General features: G+C 66.9%; 21 protein-coding genes. 12 read left to right on the top strand and 9 right to left on the bottom strand.

What is annotated here, in order from left to right:
• Window positions 1–75 precede the first annotated feature (75 nt).
• Window positions 76–285 carry a cold-shock protein gene (locus LIW09_RS01065; protein ID WP_256646150.1) on the bottom strand — a complete coding sequence of 70 codons (210 nt, stop codon included), beginning with the start codon at window positions 283–285 and terminating at the stop codon, window positions 76–78.
• Between the two features lie 427 nt (window positions 286–712).
• Entirely contained in the window at window positions 713–1,261 is a 549-nt protein-coding gene (locus LIW09_RS01070; RefSeq protein ID WP_256646151.1) for a DUF2058 domain-containing protein, read from the bottom strand.
• 75 nt (window positions 1,262–1,336) lie between these two features.
• On the opposite strand from LIW09_RS01070, the gene LIW09_RS01075 reads away from it, so the two are divergent.
• Window positions 1,337–1,837, top strand: coding sequence for a M48 metallopeptidase family protein (locus tag LIW09_RS01075; protein ID WP_256646152.1), 501 nt, complete (start codon window positions 1,337–1,339; stop codon window positions 1,835–1,837).
• A 43-nt stretch (window positions 1,838–1,880) separates the two neighbouring features.
• Here the strand turns inward: LIW09_RS01075 and ltaE are convergent, their stop codons facing one another.
• Entirely contained in the window at window positions 1,881–2,900 is a 1,020-nt protein-coding gene (ltaE, locus tag LIW09_RS01080) for a low-specificity L-threonine aldolase (RefSeq protein WP_256646153.1), read from the bottom strand.
• Between the two features lie 129 nt (window positions 2,901–3,029).
• Here ltaE and LIW09_RS01085 point away from each other — a divergent pair, with 129 nt between their 5' ends.
• The 3 genes from LIW09_RS01085 to LIW09_RS01095 are packed head-to-tail and all read left to right on the top strand — an operon-like array spanning window position 3,030 to window position 4,444.
• Window positions 3,030–3,830, top strand: coding sequence for a class I SAM-dependent methyltransferase (locus LIW09_RS01085; protein WP_256646154.1), 801 nt, complete (start codon window positions 3,030–3,032; stop codon window positions 3,828–3,830).
• Window positions 3,827–4,069 carry a hypothetical protein gene (locus LIW09_RS01090; protein WP_256646155.1) on the top strand — a complete coding sequence of 81 codons (243 nt, stop codon included), beginning with the start codon at window positions 3,827–3,829 and terminating at the stop codon, window positions 4,067–4,069. Before LIW09_RS01085 ends, LIW09_RS01090 begins: the two co-directional genes overlap by 4 nt.
• Before the next feature lie 33 nt (window positions 4,070–4,102).
• Window positions 4,103–4,444 carry a zinc ribbon domain-containing protein YjdM gene (locus LIW09_RS01095; protein ID WP_256646156.1) on the top strand — a complete coding sequence of 114 codons (342 nt, stop codon included), beginning with the start codon at window positions 4,103–4,105 and terminating at the stop codon, window positions 4,442–4,444.
• Window positions 4,445–4,531: 87 nt separating this feature from the next.
• On the opposite strand, the gene ald is transcribed toward LIW09_RS01095, so the two are convergent.
• Window positions 4,532–5,650: an alanine dehydrogenase gene (ald, locus tag LIW09_RS01100; protein ID WP_256646157.1), complete on the bottom strand. Its 1,119-nt coding sequence runs from the start codon at window positions 5,648–5,650 to the stop codon at window positions 4,532–4,534.
• Window positions 5,651–5,800: 150 nt separating this feature from the next.
• On the opposite strand from ald, the gene LIW09_RS01105 reads away from it, so the two are divergent.
• From LIW09_RS01105 to LIW09_RS01115, 3 genes are read left to right on the top strand one after another with little or no spacing between them, the layout of a single operon-like run.
• Entirely contained in the window at window positions 5,801–6,274 is a 474-nt protein-coding gene (locus tag LIW09_RS01105) for an Lrp/AsnC family transcriptional regulator (protein ID WP_256646158.1), read from the top strand.
• Between the two features lie 43 nt (window positions 6,275–6,317).
• A complete protein-coding gene (locus LIW09_RS01110) occupies window positions 6,318–7,085 on the top strand; it encodes an HAD family hydrolase (RefSeq protein WP_256646159.1) in 768 nt (255 codons plus the stop codon).
• Window positions 7,082–7,963 (top strand): SDR family NAD(P)-dependent oxidoreductase, encoded by an 882-nt coding sequence (locus tag LIW09_RS01115; RefSeq protein ID WP_256646160.1) that lies wholly within the window; start codon window positions 7,082–7,084, stop codon window positions 7,961–7,963. The genes LIW09_RS01110 and LIW09_RS01115 overlap by 4 nt, the downstream gene beginning before the upstream one ends.
• A 13-nt stretch (window positions 7,964–7,976) precedes the next feature.
• Here the strand turns inward: LIW09_RS01115 and prpF are convergent, their stop codons facing one another.
• From prpF to acnD, 4 genes are read right to left on the bottom strand one after another with little or no spacing between them, the layout of a single operon-like run.
• Window positions 7,977–9,161: a 2-methylaconitate cis-trans isomerase PrpF gene (gene prpF, locus LIW09_RS01120; protein WP_256646161.1), complete on the bottom strand. Its 1,185-nt coding sequence runs from the start codon at window positions 9,159–9,161 to the stop codon at window positions 7,977–7,979.
• A gap of 36 nt (window positions 9,162–9,197) precedes the next feature.
• Window positions 9,198–10,664 carry a bifunctional 2-methylcitrate dehydratase/aconitate hydratase gene (locus tag LIW09_RS01125; protein WP_256646162.1) on the bottom strand — a complete coding sequence of 489 codons (1,467 nt, stop codon included), beginning with the start codon at window positions 10,662–10,664 and terminating at the stop codon, window positions 9,198–9,200.
• A gap of 43 nt (window positions 10,665–10,707) precedes the next feature.
• On the bottom strand, window positions 10,708–12,066 hold the full coding sequence (locus LIW09_RS01130; protein ID WP_256646163.1) for a chloride channel protein: 1,359 nt from the start codon (window positions 12,064–12,066) through the stop codon (window positions 10,708–10,710).
• 4 nt (window positions 12,067–12,070) lie between these two features.
• On the bottom strand, window positions 12,071–14,683 hold the full coding sequence (acnD, locus tag LIW09_RS01135) for a Fe/S-dependent 2-methylisocitrate dehydratase AcnD (RefSeq protein ID WP_256647107.1): 2,613 nt from the start codon (window positions 14,681–14,683) through the stop codon (window positions 12,071–12,073).
• An 86-nt stretch (window positions 14,684–14,769) separates the two neighbouring features.
• Between acnD and dusA the strand changes: the two genes are divergently transcribed.
• The 5 genes from dusA (at window position 14,770) to LIW09_RS01160 (ending at window position 19,356) form a co-directional block, all read left to right on the top strand.
• Window positions 14,770–15,783: a tRNA dihydrouridine(20/20a) synthase DusA gene (gene dusA / locus LIW09_RS01140; RefSeq protein ID WP_256646164.1), complete on the top strand. Its 1,014-nt coding sequence runs from the start codon at window positions 14,770–14,772 to the stop codon at window positions 15,781–15,783.
• Entirely contained in the window at window positions 15,780–16,691 is a 912-nt protein-coding gene (locus LIW09_RS01145) for an arginine deiminase-related protein (protein ID WP_256646165.1), read from the top strand. Before dusA ends, LIW09_RS01145 begins: the two co-directional genes overlap by 4 nt.
• A gap of 113 nt (window positions 16,692–16,804) precedes the next feature.
• Window positions 16,805–17,152 (top strand): PepSY domain-containing protein, encoded by a 348-nt coding sequence (locus tag LIW09_RS01150; protein WP_256646166.1) that lies wholly within the window; start codon window positions 16,805–16,807, stop codon window positions 17,150–17,152.
• A 50-nt stretch (window positions 17,153–17,202) separates the two neighbouring features.
• Window positions 17,203–17,886, top strand: a complete 684-nt coding sequence (locus LIW09_RS01155) for a response regulator transcription factor (protein ID WP_256646167.1) — start codon at window positions 17,203–17,205, stop codon at window positions 17,884–17,886.
• Window positions 17,887–17,907: 21 nt separating this feature from the next.
• The gene (locus tag LIW09_RS01160) at window positions 17,908–19,356 is read left to right on the top strand and encodes an ATP-binding protein (RefSeq protein ID WP_256646168.1); all 1,449 of its coding nucleotides are present in this window, start codon (window positions 17,908–17,910) and stop codon (window positions 19,354–19,356) included.
• Window positions 19,357–19,397: 41 nt separating this feature from the next.
• Here LIW09_RS01160 and LIW09_RS01165 read toward each other — a convergent pair whose 3' ends face one another.
• Window positions 19,398–19,697 (bottom strand): hypothetical protein, encoded by a 300-nt coding sequence (locus LIW09_RS01165; protein WP_256646169.1) that lies wholly within the window; start codon window positions 19,695–19,697, stop codon window positions 19,398–19,400.
• Window positions 19,698–19,805 lie beyond the last annotated feature (108 nt).

Consider the following 19,805-nt stretch of genomic DNA (forward strand, 5'->3'; position numbering starts at 1 on the left):
GACGGCAACAAAAAACCCCGGGCGTTGCCGCCCGGGGTCTTGTTGCCGCTGACGCGGCGCAAGCGTCGAGTAGAGTTACTCGGCCTGCACTTCTTCGGCCTGCAGGCCCTTCTGGCCCTGCGCAACCTTGAACGAGACCTTCTGGCCTTCCTGCAGCGACTTGAAGCCGTTGCCCTGGATCGAACGGAAATGGACGAACAGGTCATCGCCGCTCTGCGGGGTGATGAAGCCGAAGCCCTTGGCGTCGTTGAACCACTTGACGGTGCCGGTTTGACGATCTGACATGGTGTTACTCCTTGGAACATTGAGGAAGCACGACTCGCGCAACGCGGCGCCGTGACTGATCGAGCAAGGGGTAACGCGAAGCGATGGAGCAGATCGTCTGGAGAGGCCGGCTTCGACCTTGTAGCCTGTTGATCAACCGCATCGGAGCCACGATGTACCGTGATCCCGCTTTGAACAGTGCGCCCACACTACCGCACTTTCGGGCAGGGTGTCCAAAAAAGGTCAAACATCATCAGGGGCGATTAATCCATTCGGGTGCTTGCGCACCGGCAATCCCCCCTGCCAGTGGCCTTGGTTGCAGCCCAAGAGGGCGATCTGGCGCGGTTTCACCGGTTCGCCGCCACGCGGGCCAGCCGCTGCGGCCGGGCGGGCAGGCTGTCCGCCTTGAAAACGCGGGTTGGCCGCGAATCGCGTTCCCTGCGCGCATTTACCAGATCAGGTCGTCCGGCACCTTGAACTGCGCGTAATACGCATCGTCCTCCGAGCTGGCAGCCGCAGGCTCTGTCGCGTTGCCGTGATCGAGCACGATCATGCCGGGGTCGCGTTCGCGCACCTTGTCGGCTGCCGCGCGCGGCAGCAGCGCGTAGCGCTCGCCCAGTCGGGCGATCACCAGCGCGCCCGCGGACAGCAGTCTGCGCAGGTCGTCATTGACCAGCAGGGTGCGGATGGCGCCATCGGCCGTGAAGCGGTATTCGCTCTCGCCCGAGCGCGGGACCTGCTTGTCTTCGATGATTTGTCGCGCTTGCGCGCGCAGTTCAACGATGCGCGCCCTGGCCTTTTGCTCGGCCGCAAGCGCGCGATCGCGTTCGGCCTTCTCGGCCCGGGCGCGCTCCGCGTCGCGCCGGATGTCGTTGGGATCCGCCGGGCGTTTGCCATGGCGCGCCTTGAGTTGCTCGCGCGCGACTTCAGCCACCTTGGATTTCTTGACCAGCCCGGCCTTGAGCAACTGTTCCTGGAGCGGATTCGCCTTCGCCATGTCCGGGTTCCGCAATGGGGAATTCCGGCCCATCATACCCGCCGCCCCCCGAGGATACGGTGGTCTGCGCTGCCGATGGAAATGTTCAAATACCTCGCGGGCTACCCGCCGCACGTGCTTGAAAAAGTGCAGGCGCTGATGGCGCAGGGGCGCCTGGGCGCCGTGCTGGAGGCCAGGTACGGGCAACTGCACGCGGTGCGCAGCGACGGCCAGTTGCATGACTACGTCCAGACGCTGAAGGCGCGCCATCTGCGCACCTCCGTACCGCTGGGCAAGGTGATGTACGACGGCAAGCTGCAGGTGATGAAGCACGCGCTGGGCACCCACACCAGCATCTCCCGGGTGCAGGGCAGCCGGCTCAAGGCCAGCCGGGAAATCCGCATCGCCGCCGTGTTCCGCGATGCGCCCGCAGAGTTCCTGAGGATGATCGTGGTGCATGAACTGGCGCACTTGAAAGAAGCCGGGCACGACAAGGCGTTCTATCGGCTGTGCACGCACATGGAGCCCGACTACCACCAACTGGAGTTCGACCTGCGCCTGTACCTGACGCATCTCGAGACTGCATCGGCGCGCTGACCCCGGCGGGCCCGGTTGCGGCGGCAACGCGCTGCGTGGCAGCTCAATGCGCCGCAAAAAACCGCGCGAATGCGGCCGCCGTGCGTTCGATGCCGTCATCATCGACATCCAGATGGGTCACCAGGCGCAGCGTCGGCAGGTAACCGATGCTGATGCGGATGCCCGCGTCGCGCAGATGGGCATCCAGTGCGCGCAGGCGCTCGGCGGGGACGTGGAGGAACACCATGTTGGTGTGCTGGCCAAGCAGGTCGATGCCGTCGATCTGGCCGAGCAGGCCGGCAAGCCGCGCCGCGCGGTCATGGTCCTGCGCCAGTCGCTGCACATGGTGATCCAGCGCATGCAGGCCGGCAGCGGCGAGGATGCCCGCCTGGCGCCAACCGCCGCCGCAGACCTTGCGCCAGCGACGCGCCGTGTCGATCAGCGCCTGCGAGCCGACCAGCACCGAGCCGACCGGCGCGCCTAGGCCCTTGGACAGACAGACCGACACGCTATCGAAGTGGCCGGCGATCTCGCGTGCCGGCACCTTGCAGGCCACGGCGGCGTTGTACAGCCGCGCGCCATCCAGATGCAGGCCCAACCCATGCGCGCGTGCCAGCGCGTGCGCGTCGCGCAGGTAATCGAGCGGCAGCGTGCGCCCATGCCAGGTGTTCTCCAGTGCCAGCAGGCGAGTGCGCGCGAAGTGCGGGTCCACCGGCTTGATTGCCGCGGCAATGTCCTCCAGCGGCAGCGAGCCGTCTTCGGCCTGCACGATGGGCTGCGGCTGGATCGAGCCCAGCACCGCCGCACCACCGCCTTCGAATTTGTAGGTGTGCGCATCCATGCCGACCAGATATTCGTCGCCGCGCTCGCAGTGCGCCAGCAGCGCCAACAAATTGGATTGGGTGCCGCTGGGCACGAACAAGCCGGCATCGAAGCCCAGGTCGCTGGCCAGCCGCTGCTGCAGCGCGATCACCGTGGGATCCTCGCCATACACGTCGTCGCCGACCACCGCATCCAGCATGGCTGCCCGCATTGCGGCAGTCGGCCGGGTCACGGTGTCGCTGCGCAGATCGATCACGTCCATCGTCGCCCTTTTGTTCCAGCCAAGTGGCCGCAAGCGCATTCTGCCGGAGCCGGACCGCCGATGCTGCGCGCGTGATGCTGGAAAATGCGCTGCCGCAAGTGACGCGGCCCGTCGCCCCAAAGGTCAGCCATGTCCGATTTTTTTGAATATCCCGATGCCGCTGCACCCGATGGCAGCGTGCATGGCCCCTCCGAGGTCGGCTTGCGCGATGCCAGGCTGGCCGGCTGGTATCGCGAAGACAGCGGAGAGCTGTTTCGCGGCATGCCGATCGGCGCCGACGACGTGGTGGTGGATGTTGGTTGCGGAGTCGGGTTCAACAGCGCGTTCTGCGCGCGTCACGGTGCAACCGTGCATGCCGTCGACAACAATCCGCAGATGCTCCGCGAAGCGCGCGCGCAGTTGTGCCTTGAACGCGCAACCGCGTACCACACGCTGCTCAGCGACGCCAGCCCGCTGCCGCTGGAGGACGGCATGGCCACGCGGGTGATCTGCACCGAGGTGCTGCAGCACGTGGAAGATCCGCAACGCATGCTGGCCGAACTGGTCCGCATCGGTGCGCCCGGCGCGCTGTACCTGCTCAGCGTGCCAGGTGCCCTGCAAGAGCGCTTGCAAGAGACCGTGTTGCCGCCGGCCTGGCGCGACCAGCCGGGCGCTGCGCTGCGCATCATCGAGCGCGAGGCCTTTGCACGCTGGGTTGCCGATGCAGGACTGGTGGTGCAGGAGCACACCCGGAGCGGATTCTTCTGGTCACTTTGGTGGGCCTTGTTCTACGGCTGCGAGGTGGCGCTGCATGATCCCGCGCACCCGGTGCTCGATCACTGGACCGCGGCATGGAGCGCGCTGCTGGAAACGCAGAAAGGGCAGCAACTCAAGCAGCAGATGGATGCGTTCATGCCGGTCAGCGAAATCATCGTTGCGCGCAAGCCATGAGTGCGGATGCCGAGCCGCTGCAAGCGCGGATTGCCCTCCGTTTTGCGCGCATGAATAGTGCGGCGACGTTTTCATCGCGCACCCACGCGCGGCGGGGATATCCGGTTGAAAAGCTGGTGCTGGCTGCGCCGCTGACGGAGCAGCCGGGTTGTCGAGCGGTTGCGAAGATCCTGTGTTCGGCGGCACTCGATACGACGACTGCCGGCGACGCGCATCCGCTTCCGCGTGCGGCGGCGTAAAATTGCGGATTCTCCTGCAAACGAAGTAACGCGATGACGACCTTGCCACCCTGCCCGACGTGCAATTCCGCATACACCTACGAAGACGGCGCGATGCTGGTCTGCCCCGAGTGCGCGCACGAATGGTCGCCAGCCGCGCAGGAGGAGGCTGTTGACGCGGCAAGGATCGTCAAGGATGCGGTGGGCAACCTGCTGCAGGACGGCGATACCGTCACCGTCATCAAGGACCTGAAAGTGAAGGGCTCGTCGTCGGTGGTGAAAGTCGGCACCAAGGTGCGCAATATCCGCCTGGTGGATGGCGACCACGACATCGACTGCAAGATCGACGGCATCGGCCAGATGGGCCTGAAGTCGGAGTTCGTGAAGAAAGTCTGATTGCCGTCGTGGATGCGCCGCCGCGGGGCAATGCAAAGGGGACGGCATGCCGTCCCCTTTTTCATCGCACTGGAGGGTGGCGACCGGTTACAGGCCCAGCAGGCTCTCGGCACTGACGTAGGACAGGCCGTGTACTTGCGCCACCGGCTCGCAGGTGACCTTGCCTTCGCACACGTTCAGGCCGTTGCGCAGGTGCGCATCATCGATCAGCGCCTGCTTCCAGCCCTTCTCGGCCAGCGCCAGCGCGAACGGCAGGGTGACGTTGTTGAGCGCGAAGGTGGAGGTGCGCGCCACTGCGCCGGGCATGTTGGCCACGCAGTAATGCACCACGCCATCGACCACGTAGGTCGGGTCGGCGTGGGTGGTGGCATGCGAGGTTTCCACGCAGCCGCCCTGGTCGATCGCCACGTCCACGATCACCGCGCCCGGCTTCATGGTCTTCAGCATCGCGCGGGTCACCAGCTTCGGCGCCGCTGCGCCCGGGATCAGCACGGTGCCGATCAGCAGGTCGGCGCGGCGCACCAGCTCCTCGATCGCGGCGCGGGTGGAGAACACGGTGGAGATCGCGGTGCCGAACTGCGCAGCGAGGCGCTTGAGCGCATCGGCCGAGCGATCCACCACGGTGACCTTGGCGCCCATGCCCACCGCGATGGTGGCCGCGTGGGTGCCGGACACGCCGCCGCCCAGGATCACCACTTCTGCCGCCGGCACGCCGGGCACGCCGCCCAGCAACACGCCGCGGCCGCCCTGCGCCTTCTCCAGCGAATGCGCGCCCACCTGCGGGGCAAGCCGGCCGGCGACTTCCGACATCGGGGTCAGCAGCGGCAGCGAGCCATTGGCGGCAGTCACGGTTTCATATGCGATGCACACCGCGCCGGAGTCGATCAGGTCTCTGGTCTGCGGCGCATCCGGGGCCAGATGCAGATAGGTGAACAGGATCTGCCCGGGGCGCAGCTTCTTGCGCTCATCGGCCTGCGGCTCCTTCACCTTCACGATCATGTCGGCAGTGGCGAAGATGTCATCGGCAGTCGCCATGATCGTCGCGCCAGCGGCAAGGTAGTCATCGTCCGACAGCCCGGCACCGAGGCCGGCGCCTTTCTCCACCACCACTTCATGGCCGTGATGGATGAGCTCATGGACCGACGAGGGGATCAGGCCTACGCGGTATTCGTGGTTCTTGATTTCCTTGGGGACGCCGATGCGCATGATGATTTCCTGGCTGACAGGCGCCGGCCTTCCCGGCACCAGAAGAGCGGCAGTATGCGCTTTGAAATCTGCATTTAGGCGCGAATATGTCGACCATTCTCGGGTGATAATCGCGCTAAATTCGACTGAATATCAAATATGTCGCATCAAATGCGTGCCAGCTCTGTTTCTCTCGACGAGCGCGACCGCGCCATCCTGCGCCTGCTTCAGGCCGATGGCCGGTTGACCAACCTGGAGCTGGCGCAGCGCATCAATCTGTCGCCTTCGGCCTGCCTGCGGCGGGTGAAATTGCTGGAAGAGTCCGGGTTGATCGCCCGCTACGTGATGCTGCTGGACGAAAAGCTGGCCGGCGTGGCGGGCACGGCCTTCGTGCTGGTCACCCTGGACCAGCAGGGGCGGGGCGCGCTGGATGCCTTCGAAGCGGCCATCCACGGCCAGCCGGAGGTCACCGAATGCTGCCTGCTGGCCGGCACCGCCGACTACATGGTGCGCGTGGCCTATGCCGATGCCGCCGATTTCGAGCGCATCCACACCGAAATCCTCACCCAGCTGCCCGGGGTGACCCGCGTGCAGACCACGCTGGCGCTGCGCACGGTGAAGAAAACCACCGCATTACCGGTCTAGCCGCATGGGTGCCGCAGGCGGGCCGCTTCCGTACACTGTGCGGATGGATTCCCTGCACGCTCGCGCCGGCATCGCCCTGGTCGGCTTCGATGCCGATGACACGCTTTGGCGCAGCCAGGATTATTTCGACGATGCGCAGGCGCAGTTCGAACGGATCATCGCCGGCTACGTGGACCTGGCCGACGTCGGCAAGCGCCTGTACGAATACGAGGCGCGCAATATCGCGTTCTTCGGCTACGGCGTGAAAGGCATGGCGCTGTCGATGGTGGAAGCGGCGGTGGAAATCACCGACTCCCGCATCCGTGCATCCGACATCAAGCGCATCGTGACCCTTGCCAAGGATTTGTTGCGGCATCCGGTGGAGCTGCTGGCTGGCGTGCGCGACGCGGTGGAGGCGGTCGCCGCACAGTACCCGGTGGTGTTGATCACCAAAGGCGACCTGTTCCACCAGGAAGCCAAGGTACGCGAGTCGGGGTTGTCCGACCTGTTCCGCCGCATCGAAGTCGTCAGCGAGAAAGACCCCGAGACCTATGCGCGCCTGCTGGGGGAATTCGGTGTGGCGGGCGGCGATTTCCTGATGGTGGGCAATTCGCTGCGCTCGGACATCGCGCCGGTGCTGGCGCTGGGCGGCTGGGGCGTGCACGTGCCTTACCACACCACCTGGGCGCACGAAGCCACGGCCGAGCTGCGCGGCGGGCAGTCGCGCATGCGCGCGGTCGGTACCATCGCCGAGTTGCCGCAGGCATTGCAGGAACTGGATGCGCTGGCCCGGCATCCGCGAATTCACGGACACGGAGAACCAATCGCATGACCTCACGCATCGACCTCAGCGGCCGGGTGGCCATCGTCACTGGCGCCGGCGGCGGGCTTGGGCGCTCGCATGCGCTGCTGCTTGCGGCGCGCGGCGCGCGGGTCGTGGTCAACGACCTGGGCGAAAGCGCTGGCGCGGTGGCCGATGAGATCCGCGCCGCGGGTGGCCAGGCGCGCGCGGTGACTTGCTCGGTGGCCGATGCCGAGGCGGTGCAGGCGATGGTGGACGATGTGCTGGCCGACTGGGGCCGCATCGACATCCTGGTCAACAATGCCGGCATCCTGCGCGACAAGAGTTTCGCCAAGATGGACCTGGCCGATTTCCGGCTGGTGCTGGACGTGCACCTGATGGGCGCGGCCAATTGCACCAGGGCCGTGTGGAACGCGATGCGCGCGCAGGACTACGGCCGCATCGTGATGACCACCTCGTGCAGCGGCTTGTACGGCAACTTCGGACAAGCCAACTATGCCGCCGCCAAGATGGGCCTGGTGGGCTTGATGCAGACCCTCGGCATCGAGGGTGCCAAGCACGACATCCGCGTCAACTGCCTCGCGCCCACCGGCGCCACGCAGATGATGGAAGGCATCCTGCCGCCCGAGCAGCTGGCGAAGTTCAAGCCGGAGCTGGTCAGCCCGGCGGTGCTGGCGCTGGTGGCCCAGAATGCGCCCAACCGCGCGATCCTCAGCGCCGGCGCGGGTGGCTTCGAGCTGGCCTACATCGCGCTGACCCAGGGCATCCAATTGGGTGCAGCGGCGAGTGCCGAGGCCATCCTGGAGCAGTGGGCGGAGCTGAGCAGCCGCGACAACGACTTCGTGCCGTCGCAAGGGTTCGACCAGGCCCGTCACGAACTGGACAAGGCCGGCGTCCCGCACGACTGACGCTTTGGCGCGGTCAGCCGGGTGGCGGCACGCGCACCCAGCCGTCCATCAGCACCCGCGCGCTGCGGCTCATCACGGCGCGGGTCACCTGCCACTGGCCGTCGATCTGCTGCACCGACGCGCCCACCCGGAGCGTGCCGGAGGGATGGCCGAAGTTGACGGCATCGCGGGTGCCACCGCCTGCCGCGGTGTTCACCAATGTGCCCGGCACCGCCGCTGCGGTGGCGATCGCAACCGACGCCGTTCCCATCATCGCGTGATGCAGCTTGCCCATCGACATCGCGCGCACGTTGAGATCGATGCTGCCTGCGCCGATGTGCTTGCCGCTGGACGATGCGTAGTCCTGCGCTGGCGCAACCAGGGCCACCTTCGGCGTGTGCTGGCGGGTTGACGCTTCTTCCGCTGACTTGATCAGCCCCATGCGCAGCGCGCCGGCCACGCGGATCGCTTCCAGCTTCGCCAGCGCGACCTTGTCTTCGTTGATCGCCGGCTGCAGCTCGGTGCCGGCAAAGCCGAGGTCGGCGGCATTGACGAACACGGTGGGGATGCCGGCGGTGATCATCGTCGCCTTGAGCGTGCCGATGCCCGGCACGTCGAGGTCATCGACCAGATTGCCGGTGGGAAACATCGAGCCGCCCGCATCGCCATCGTCGGACGGGTCAAGGAACTCCAGCACGATCTCCGCTGCAGGAAAGGTGACCCCGTCCAGCTCGAAGTCGCCGGTTTCCTGCACCTCGCCATTGGTGACCGGCACATGCGCAACAATCGTCTTGCCGATATTGGCCTGCCAGATGCGCACCGTGCAGATGCCATCGCGCGGCACCCTTGATGCATCGATCAAGCCATTGGCAATCGCGAACGGCCCGACCGCCGAACTCAGGTTGCCGCAGTTGCCGGACCAGTCCACGAACGCGCTGTCGATGCTGACCTGCCCGTAGAGGTAATCGACGTCGTGGTCCGGCACGGAGGCCGGCGCGATGATCACGCACTTGCTGGTGCTCGACGTCGCGCCGCCCATGCCATCGGTGTGCTTGCCGTAGGGGTCGGGCGAGCCGATCACCCGCAGCAGCAGCGCGTCGCGCGCCGCGCCGGGAACGCGCGCGGCTTCGGGCAGGTCATCGAGCTTGAAGAACACGCCTTTCGACGTGCCGCCGCGCATGTAGGTGGCGGGAATGCGGAGTTGGGGGGCGTGTGTCATCGATGTCTGGTTCTGGTATCGGCAAGTTGATTTGAATTATCCGTGCTGACGGGAGGCCACGAACAGATCCATGAAGTCATGCACCGGCATGCGTTCCAGCGCCGCCTGCTCCATTGACACCGCAAGGATGCGCTGCTGCTGCGTCGCATCGAAGCGCCGCGCCAGGTTGCGGCGGAACTTCTCCTCCAGCAGCGGCAGGCCTTCGTCGCGCCGGCGTGGATGGCCGATGGGATATTCGACCAGCACCTCCTCCAGCACGCTGCCGTCCTTGAAGTGGACGGTCAGGCCATTGGCAATGCTGCGTTTGTCGGGGTCATGGTAATCGGCGGTGAGTTGCGGGTCTTCCACGCAGCGGATCTTGGCGCGCAGGGTGTCGATGCGCGGGTCGGCGGCGACGTCGTTTTCGTAATCGGCAGCGGTCAGCTGGCCGAAGATCAGCGGCACCGCGACCATGTATTGAATGCAGTGGTCGCGGTCGGCGGGATTATCGAGTGGGCCGTCCTTGTCGATGATGCGGATGCACGCGGCCTGGGTGCGGATGACGATCTTCTGGATGTCGTCGCTGCTGTGGCCGAGCTCGCGCAGCCGATGGTGCAGCGTCATTGCGGCTTCCACCGCGCTTTGCGCGTGGAACTCGGCGGGGTAGCTGATCTTGAACAGCACGTTTTCGATCACGTAGCTGCCGTAGTCGCGTTCGAAGCGGAACGCGCGTCCCTGGAATGACACGTCGTAGAAGCCCCAGGCCGGTGCGGTGAGCGCGCTTGGATAGCCCATCTCGCCGGTCTGCGCGATCAGCGCCAGCCGCACCGCGCGCGAGCAGGCATCGCCCGCAGCCCAGCTCTTGCGCGAGCCGGTATTGGGCGCGTGGCGATACGTGCGCAGGCTCTGGCCATCCACGAACACCTGCGACAGCGCCGCCAGCGACTGCTCGCGGTTCAGCCCGAGCAGCGATGACACCACCGCGGTCGAGGCCAGCTTCACCAGCGCCACGTGGTCCAGGCCGACCTGGTTGAATGAATTCTTCAGCGCGATCACGCCCTGGATTTCGTGCGCCTTGATCACGCAGGCCAGCACCTCGCGCATGGTCAACGCCGCCCGGTTCGATGCCGCCGCGTTGCGGCTCATCCAGTCGGCCACCGCGAGGATCGCGCCGAGGTTGTCCGACGGATGGCCCCATTCGGCGGCCAGCCAGGTGTCGTTGTAGTCCAGCCAGCGGATCATCGTGCCGATGTCGAACGCGGCCTTGACCGGGTCGAGCTGGAAGCCGGTGCCGGGCACGCGCGCGCCGTGTTGCAGGGTGGCGCCGGGCACCCAGGGGCCCAGCAGTTTGCGGCAGGCCGGATAGTCCAGCGCTTCCATCGCGCAGCCCAGCGAGTCGATCAACACGTGCCGGGCGGTGTGCCAGGCCAGCGTGCCCTCGGGTCTGAAGTCACGCACGTAATCGACGATGTCGATCAGGGCCTGGTCCCAGTCGGGGCGCGTGTTGTCGTTGTACGAAGACATCGGCGTGGCTCCGGATCGCAATCAGTACCGTAATGGTACTCTTTCACGCGCCCCGGCGACGACGCTTTTGCAGCCAGCGCAGCAGCCCGTACGACAGACGCACTTTTTCCTCGCCCACCGGCAGCCCGGCATGGGCGAAGATCCACGAGGATTTGCTGAAGGCGATCTGCTGTTCCGGATAGACGCTGCGGTGGCCGATGATCAGGTACGCGGCCACGCAGGCGCCGGCCACGTACAGGGTGGAATCGCTGCCAAAGAGTTCGGCGCCCATCACGATGGCGGCCATCGGTGCATTCGACGCAGCGGCGACCACGGACACGAAGCCGACCGCCGCGCCCAGCGCGGGCGGGATGCCCAGCCACGGTGCGAAGGCGCCGCCGGCCAGGGCGCCCAGCACGAACTGCGGGGTGATGATGCCGCCGTAAAAACCCGAGCCCAGAGTGATTGCCACCAGCAGTGCCTTCCAGAAGAACGCGGTCACCGGCATGTTGGCGCCAGCCAGCGCCCGCTCCATGACCGGCAGACTCAGGCCCAGGTAATCGGTGGGGACGGCCAGCACCAGCAGCGCCACCAGCAGCGCCACCAGCAGCCCGCCCAGCATCGGCATCAGCGGTGGCCACAGCGCCCAGCGCGTGCGCACCCGGTGGGTCACGCGCTTGGCCTGGCGCAGAAGCTCCACGAAGATCCACGCCACCCCGCCGCACAGAATCCCGATCAACACGGTTTTCAGGAACAGCAGCTCGGTGAAGTGGCCGGCAAAATCGATGTGGTAGCTGGGGTAGGGAACGCCGAGGTAGCGCGACACCTGCAGCGCCGCGACGCACGCCACGATGCCGGGGAACAGGAAGTCGTGGCGAATGCGGCCGATGGCGAGCATCTCCACGCCGTAGATCGCGCCTGCGATCGGCGTGCCGAACACGCTGGCGAAACCGGCGCTGACCCCGCAGGCCAGCAGCCGCTTGCGCATTTCGCGGTTGAGGCCAAGCACCCGGCCGATGGCCGCGGCGAGGCTGGCGCCGATATGCGAACACGGCCCTTCCTTGCCGGCCGAACCGCCGCACCCCAGCGTGACCAGGGCGGCCAGCGGCTTGATCCACATCGTGCGGAACGGCAGCTTTCCCTGCTGCTCGTTGACCGCCACGATGGGGTTGTCGATGAACGTGCTGCGCCGCAGCCGGTAGCCGTAATGCAGCAGCAGGCCATTGACCAGCCCGCCCAGCGGCAACAGCAGCAGCAACCACCACCACGGCGCTGCATACACGCGTCCCTCGGTGGCAAACAGCGCGCGCAGGAACAGCGTGCAACCCAGCCCCACCACCACGCCGGTGAAGCTGGCCAGCACCAGCCACTGCAGCACCGTGGCCAGCATCACCAGCGGTTCGGTCAGGCGGAAGCGAAGCATCGGTTCAGCCGGCGCTGCTGGCTGCCATGAAATCCTGCGCGAACCGCTGCAGCACGCCGCCCGCCTGATAGATCAACAGGTCTTCATCCGAATCCAGCCGGCAGGTCATCGGCACGTCCACGGTGTCGCCGTTGCGACGGCGGATGACCAGCGTGAGGGTGGCGCCGGGCGCGGCGTCGCCGAGCACGTCGAAGGTTTCGCTGCCATCGATGCCCAGCGTCTTGCGCGTGGTGCCGGCCTGGAACTGCAGCGGCAACACGCCCATGCCGACCAGATTGGTGCGGTGGATGCGCTCGAAGCCCTCGGCGACGATGGCCTCCACGCCTGCCAGGCGCACGCCCTTGGCGGCCCAGTCGCGGCTGGAGCCCTGCCCGTAATCGGCGCCGGCAATGATGATCAGCGGCTGCTTGCGCTGCATGTAGGTTTCGATGGCTTCCCACATCCGCACCACCGTGCCCTCGGGCTCCATCCGCGCCAGCGAGCCCTGTTTCACTTCGCCATCGACGACCACCATTTCGTTGATGAGCTTGGGGTTGGCGAAGGTGGCGCGCTGCGCGGTGAGATGGTCGCCGCGATGGGTGGCGTAGGAATTGAAGTCCTCTTCCGGCAGGCCCATTTTCGCCAGATATTCGCCAGCCGCGCTGCTGCGCAGGATCGCGTTCGACGGCGAGAGGTGGTCGGTGGTGATGTTGTCGCCCAGCACCGCCAGCGCGCGCATGCCGCGCAGCGTGCGCTCGCCGGCCAGTGCGCCTTCCCAGTACGGCGGGCAGCGGATGTAGGTACTCATCTCGCGCCAGTCGTACAGCGGCTTGGCGCGGCCGCCGTCGTGGCGCGGCGCGAACATCGGGTCGTACACGCGGCGGAACTGCTCCGGCTTGACGCTGGCTTTCACCACTGCGTCGATTTCGGCGTCGCTGGGCCAGATGTCGTGGAGGCGGACCTCGTTGCCATGCGCGTCGATGCCCAGCACGTCCTTTTCGATGTCGAAGCGCACCGTGCCGGCAATGGCATAGGCAATCACCAGCGGCGGCGAGGCCAGGAACGCCTGCTTCGCATAGGGATGGATGCGGCCGTCGAAGTTGCGGTTGCCGGACAGCACGGCGGTGACGTACAGGTCGCGCTCGGTCACTTCCTTCTGGATTGCGGGATCCAGCGCGCCGCTCATGCCGTTGCAGGTGGTGCAGGCAAAGCCGACGATGCCGAAGCCCAGCGTTTCCAGTTCGGACAGCAGGTTCGCTTCCTCAAGGTACAACTGTACCGCCTTCGAGCCGGGCGCCAGCGAGGACTTCACCCACGGCTTGCGGGTCAGTCCGCGCGCGTTGGCGTTGCGCGCCAGCAGCGCGGCGGCGATCACGTTGCGCGGGTTGGAGGTATTGGTGCAGCTGGTGATGGCGGCGATGATCACCGCGCCGTCGGGAATCAGGCCGTCGGCTTCCTCGGCATGCGCCGCCGCCAGCTTGGCGGTGTCGGCGATGCCGCGCTCCTGCAGCGCACTCACCGGCAGGCGGCGATGCGGATTGGACGGGCCGGCCATGTTGCGCACCACCGACGACAAATCGAAGTGCAAGGTGCGCTCGTACTGCGCGAACTTCAGGTCGTCGGCCCACAGGCCCAGCGTCCTGGCATAGGTCTCCACCAGCGCCACCTGCGCATCGCTGCGGCCGGTCAGGCGCAGATAGTCCAGGGTGTTGTCGTCGATGAAGAACAGCGCGGCGGTGGCACCGTATTCCGGCGCCATGTTGGAAATCGTGGCGCGGTCGCCGATGGTCAGCGCGGAGGCGCCTTCGCCACGGAATTCCAGATAGGCGCCCACGACTTTTTGCTGCCGCAGGAACTCGGTCAGCGCCAGCACCACGTCGGTGGCGGTAATGCCGGGGCCCGGCTTGCCTGCCAGCTCCACCGCCACGATGTCGGGCAGCCGCATCATCGAGGCGCGGCCCAGCATCACGCTTTCCGCTTCCAGCCCGCCCACGCCCACTGCAATGACGCCCAGCGCATCCACGTGTGGGGTATGGCTGTCGGTGCCGACGCAGGTGTCCGGGAAGGCGACGCTGTCCTGCGTGTAGATCACCGGCGACATCTTTTCCAGGTTGATCTGGTGCATGATCCCGTTGCCGGCCGGGATCACGTCCACGTTGTCGAACGCCAGCCGGCACCACTCGATGAAATCGAAGCGGTCCACGTTGCGGCGATCCTCGATGGCGCGGTTCCTGGCGAACGCCTGCGGGTCGAAGCCGGGGGCTTCCACCGCCAGCGAGTGATCCACGATCAGCTGCACCGGCACCACCGGGTTCACTTGCGCCGGGTCACCGCCTTGCGCGGCGATGGCTTCACGCAGGCCCGCCAAATCCACCAAAGCGGTTTGACCGAGGATGTCGTGGCAGACCACCCGCGCCGGGAACCACGGGAAATCCAGGTCGCGGCGGCGTTCGATCAACTGCACCAGATAGTCGTTGATGCGGGCGGGCTCGGCCTTGCGCACGATGTTTTCGGCATGCACCCGCGCGGTGTAGGGCAGGGCCGCCCAAGCGCCAGGCTTGATCGCCTCCACCGCCTCGCAGGCATCGAAGTAGTCCAGCGCGGTGCCGGGAAGGTATTTGCGGTAGCTGTTGTTCATGGTGTTGGACTGGGCAAGCAGCAAAGCGCCATTGTCGCGCATCGGGGTCGGCACCGCCCGCGGCCCGCTCCGTACAATGCATGCCGATGACCGCCTCGCCCGCCATCCCCGCCGATCAGCTGCGCCTGTCCGTCGCCCCGATGATGGACTGGACGGATTCGCACTGCCGCGTGTTCCACCGGCTGCTGGCGCCGCATGCGCGGCTGTACAGCGAAATGGTGCACGCCAACGCGGTGATCCACGGGGATCGCGCGCGGCTGTTGGCGATGGACCCCGGCGAGCATCCGGTCGCGCTGCAGCTGGGTGGCAGCGAGCCGGCGCTGCTGGCGCAGGCGGCGCGGATCGGCGCCGACTGGGGCTATGACGAGATCAACCTCAACTGCGGCTGCCCGTCCGACCGCGTGCAGGCCGGGCGGTTCGGCGCGTGCCTGATGCGCGAGCCGGCGCTGGTCGCGGACAGCGTGGCGGCGATGATCGCCGCGGTGCCGGGCGTGCCGATCACGGTGAAATGCCGGCTTGGCGTGGATGACGACCACGAGTGGGAGCACTTCCTCGCCTTCATCGACACCATTGCCGAGGCGGGCTGCCGGATGTTCGTCGTGCATGCGCGCAATGCCTGGCTGAAGGGGCTGAGCCCGAAGGAAAACCGCGAAGTGCCGCCGCTGCGTTACGACTGGGCCTATCGGCTCAAGCGTGAGCGCCCGGCCTTGCAGGTCATCGTCAACGGCGGCATTGCCGACGCCGGGGAAGCCACCGCGCATCTGGCGCATGTGGATGGCGCGATGCTGGGACGCGCCGCGTACCACACGCCGTATCTGCTGCATCAGTTGGACGTGGCGTGGTTCGGCGGCGCGCTGCAGTCGCGCGGTGCCCTGTTGCGCGCCTATCGGCCCTACGTCGAGCGACAGCTTGCAGCCGGTGCGCTGCTCAAGCACATTGCCCGCCACCTGCTCGGCCTGTTTTCGGGCGAGTACGGTGGCCGGGCCTTCCGGCAAATCCTCAGCGAAGGCGCGCACAAGCCGGGTGCCGATTGGACGCTGATTGAGCGTGCGCTGGCGCCTGCCGAATCCTCCCGCAACAGTGACCTTGAGCGACCATGATTACCCGTGATCTTGATGCGTTTTCTGCCGCGGCACGCAATGCCGCAAGCGATTTTGGCCCGGCCACCGCGCACGCTGCCTTTCTGGTTGCCCCGGACGGGTTTTCGTTGGCGGAACAGTCCGCGCAGGACAACGCCTACATGGCCGATGCGGCCGCCTTCGATGCCGCGCGCGCGTCGGCGCAGCATCGCGAGCTGCAGCGCGCCATCTCGCGGGTCGTGCCCGCGATCTGTTTCGCCGGCAATCCGGAAACGCCCGACGCGGTATTTCCGAACAATGTGTTCGGCACGGCGGCCGGGCGCTACGTGGTTGGCCGCATGCGTCACCCAGTGCGGCAGCGCGAAGCCACGCGTGGCGACATCCGGGCGTTCTTCCGCGACGTGCTGGGACGACGGGAAATCGACCTGTCCGCGCAGGCCAGCCCCTGTGAGTTGACCGGCGCGCTGGTGATCGATCGTGCGCGCGGGCTCGGCTTCTGCGGGCTGTCAGAGCGCTGCGACGAGGCCGGTGCGCGGCTGATGCACGAGGCATTCGGGCTGCGCGCCACCCTGATGTTTGATCTGGCGGCCGGCGAATACCACACCAACGTGGTGCTGGCGGTGCTGGCCGGGCGGGCGGCGGTGGTGTGCCCGCGCGGGTTTGCCGATGCGGCGGTGGCCGACGCCATCGCCCACCTGTACGCGCCACATGCGGTGGTGTGCAGTGATGCCGAACATGCCGCGTTCGCCGGCAACTGCATTGCGCTGTCGCAGGATTCGGTGTGGATGAGCGCCGCGGCCGGCGCGGCGCTGACACCCGCGCATCGACAGGTGTTGGCCGATGCCGGGTTGCGGCTGGAAACGGTGGCGCTGGATGCCATCGAGGCCGCCGGCGGCTCGCTGCGCTGCTGCATCGGCGAGATCTATTGAGCATTGCGCGGCAAGACGCTGAACGGCGGGGTATCCTGTTCAGGAAACTTCAGGGGGGGTTCACCCCGTCCTTCCAAGAATGCCCTTGTCCCACGCTGCCCGGTGCAACCGCCATGTCCCGTCGTCATTCTGCATTGCCCAACCTGCTTGCCGCCTCGATTCTGGCGGCATTGCCGGTGGCGTCGGCTTGGGCGCAACAGGCCCCGGTGCCACCGCAGCGCGACAGGAGCCAGGATCGTGGTCCGGATCGCCCGCCGCGCGAGGCGTTGTCCGATGCGGTGCGCCGGGTGGAACGCACGACCCGCGGCGAAGTGCTGTCGGCCGAGCGCGTCCAGTACGACGGGCGCGACATGCACCGGGTCAAGGTCGTGGATGATCAGGGGCGCGTGCGGGTGTTCATGCAGGAGCCGTCGCGCACGAGCGGCGGGCAGCAGCGATCCAAGCGCGACGACGACGATTGATCGCGCCAAGGCGCGCGTTTTTCCTCCAGACAGCTTTCCAAGGAGTCACCATGCGAATCCTGCTCGTCGAAGACGAAGCCCCGTTGCGCGAAACCCTGGCCGCGCGGCTGAAGCGCGAAGGTTACGCGGTGGATGCCGCCCAGGACGGCGAAGAGGGCCTGTACATGGGCCGCGAAGTGCCGTTTGACGTGGGCATCATCGACCTTGGCTTGCCCAAGATGAGCGGGATGGAGCTGATCCGCGCGCTGCGCGAGGAAGGCAAGAAGTTCCCGGTGCTGATCCTGACCGCGCGCTCCAGCTGGCAGGACAAGGTGGATGGCCTCAAGCAGGGGGCCGACGACTATCTGGTCAAGCCCTTCCACGTCGAGGAATTGCTGGCGCGCGTCAATGCGCTGGTGCGTCGCGCCGCAGGCTGGAGCAAGCCCACCCTGGAATGCGGGCCGGTGATGCTGGATCTGGCCGCGCAGACCGTCAGCGTGGGTGGCGCCAACGTGGACCTGACCAGCTACGAATACAAGGTGCTGGAATACCTGATGATGCACGCGGGCGAGCTGGTGTCGAAGGCCGACCTCACCGAGCACATCTACCAGCAGGATTTCGATCGCGATTCCAACGTGCTGGAAGTGTTCATCGGCCGCCTGCGCAAGAAGCTCGACCCGGACGGTGAGCTGAAGCCCATCGAGACCGTGCGCGGCCGCGGCTATCGCTTCGCCATCGCGCGCAGCGGCGAATAACCCCGGGTTGCTGCAAGGCGCATGACGCCCGCGCCTGCTGAACCGGATCCGCGCCCCGCGCCCCGCGCGCGGCGGCTGCGCATCGCCCAGCCGCGCTCACTGCGCTCGCGCCAGGTCTGGGCGGCCAGCCTGGGCCTGATCGCCTTCCTTGCGCTGGCCGGCTACGCACTGGATCGCGCGTTCCAGAGCACCGCGCAGAGCGGCATGCGCGAGCGCCTGCACAGCTATGCGCTGGCCTACGCCAGCAGCGATTTCGCCCGCGACGGCAGCGTGATCCCGCCGTGGGATCCGCCGGACCCGCGCTTCCGACGGCCCGGCAGCGGGCTGTATGCGCAGATCGTGCTGGACTCGGGGCAATGGGAGTCGGATTCGGCACAGGGGCCGAAGCTGCCGGACGGCGCCATGCTGGGGCCGGGCCAGCAACAGCTCGAAGGGCCGTTGCCCATCACCCGGATCAACGGCACGCCCGGCGAGGTGTACCGCTTCGGCTATGGCTTGCTGTGGTCGGATGCCGACGCCAGTGGGCGCGAAATTCCCTATACCGTCTACATCATGGAAGACACCACCGCGCTGGGGCGGCAGGTGGCGGCGTTCCGCGCCGCGCTGTGGCGCTACCTGGGCGGTGCGGGCGCCGTGCTGCTGTTGCTGCAGGTGCTGGTGTTGCGCTGGAGCCTGCGCCCGCTGCGCGACGTGATCGACGATCTCAAGCGCGTGCAGGCGGGTACGGCTGCCGGGATGAGCGATGCGCACCCGCGCGAGCTGGAACCGCTGACCGAAAGCATCAATGCCTTCATCCAGAGCGAGCGCGAAAACCTCGAGCGCCAGCGCAACACGCTGGCCGATCTGGCGCACAGCCTGAAGACACCGCTGGCGGTGCTGCGCACGCGCCTGGACAGCGACACCGGCGAGGCCGAGCTGCGCGTGGAAGTGGATACGCAGCTGCGGCGGATGAACGACCTGGTGTCGTACCAGTTGGCGCGCGCGGCGCGCTCCGGCCACCAGCTGTTCGCGGCGCCGATCGAGATCGAGCCGCAGGCCGAGCAGATCGTGGTGGGGCTGGAGAAGGTGTACGCCGGCAAGGGTGTGTTGTGCGAGTTCGAAATCGCGCCGGATGCGCGGTTCTACGGCGAAACCGGTGACCTGCAGGAGCTGCTCGGCAACCTGCTGGAAAACGCGTTCAAATGGGCCAGGTCACGGGTGCTGCTGACCGTGACGGAGGGCGCGCAAGTGCCGGGCCGTCGCGCAGGCGTGGTGCTCACCGTGGAGGACGACGGCCCCGGCATTGCCGATGACCGCATCGCCTACGTACTGCAGCGTGGCGTGCGCGGCGATGAGCGCGTGCAGGGCCACGGCATTGGCCTGTCGATCGTGCAGGACATCGTCAGGAGCTATCGCGGCGAGCTGCAGGTCGGGCGCTCGCAGGAGCTGGGTGGCGCGCGTTTCGAGGTGGTGCTGCCAAGCGGTCTGTAAGCGCCTTGCCAGCGGCATCGTGGAGTCCGCGCGCGGTTCGCTCAGCGAAACATGCCCGGCAGGAAGCTGTGAAAGCGCGAAGGCATCGTGCGGGTATCGCCCGCGGTCCGCGTCGGCAGCGCCGGGGCCTGTGCCTTGGGCTTGGACGGGTGTTGCGCGCGGCTGGCGGTCACGGCGGCATCGATGTCGATATCGTCGGGGCGCTCCGCGGGGACTGAAACGACATCGCTGCCGGCTGCGCTTTCCGTGGCTGGATGCCGCAATTCGTAGGCGCCCGCATGCCCGAACGCGCCAGTCAGGACGAAACAAGCAAGCAACTGATGCATCGTGGGGATGCGCATGAGAGATACCCGGCAGGAATCGGGAGATGCCAAGCGCATGTCCCCGCATCGAAATATAGCAGCGAAATCGGACGCGGGCTGCTGCAACGCAGCAAGCGTGATCGACGC

It is taken from the genome of Thermomonas paludicola (genome assembly GCF_024498955.1).
In the GTDB taxonomy this organism is placed as follows: Bacteria; Pseudomonadota; Gammaproteobacteria; order Xanthomonadales; family Xanthomonadaceae; genus Thermomonas; species Thermomonas paludicola.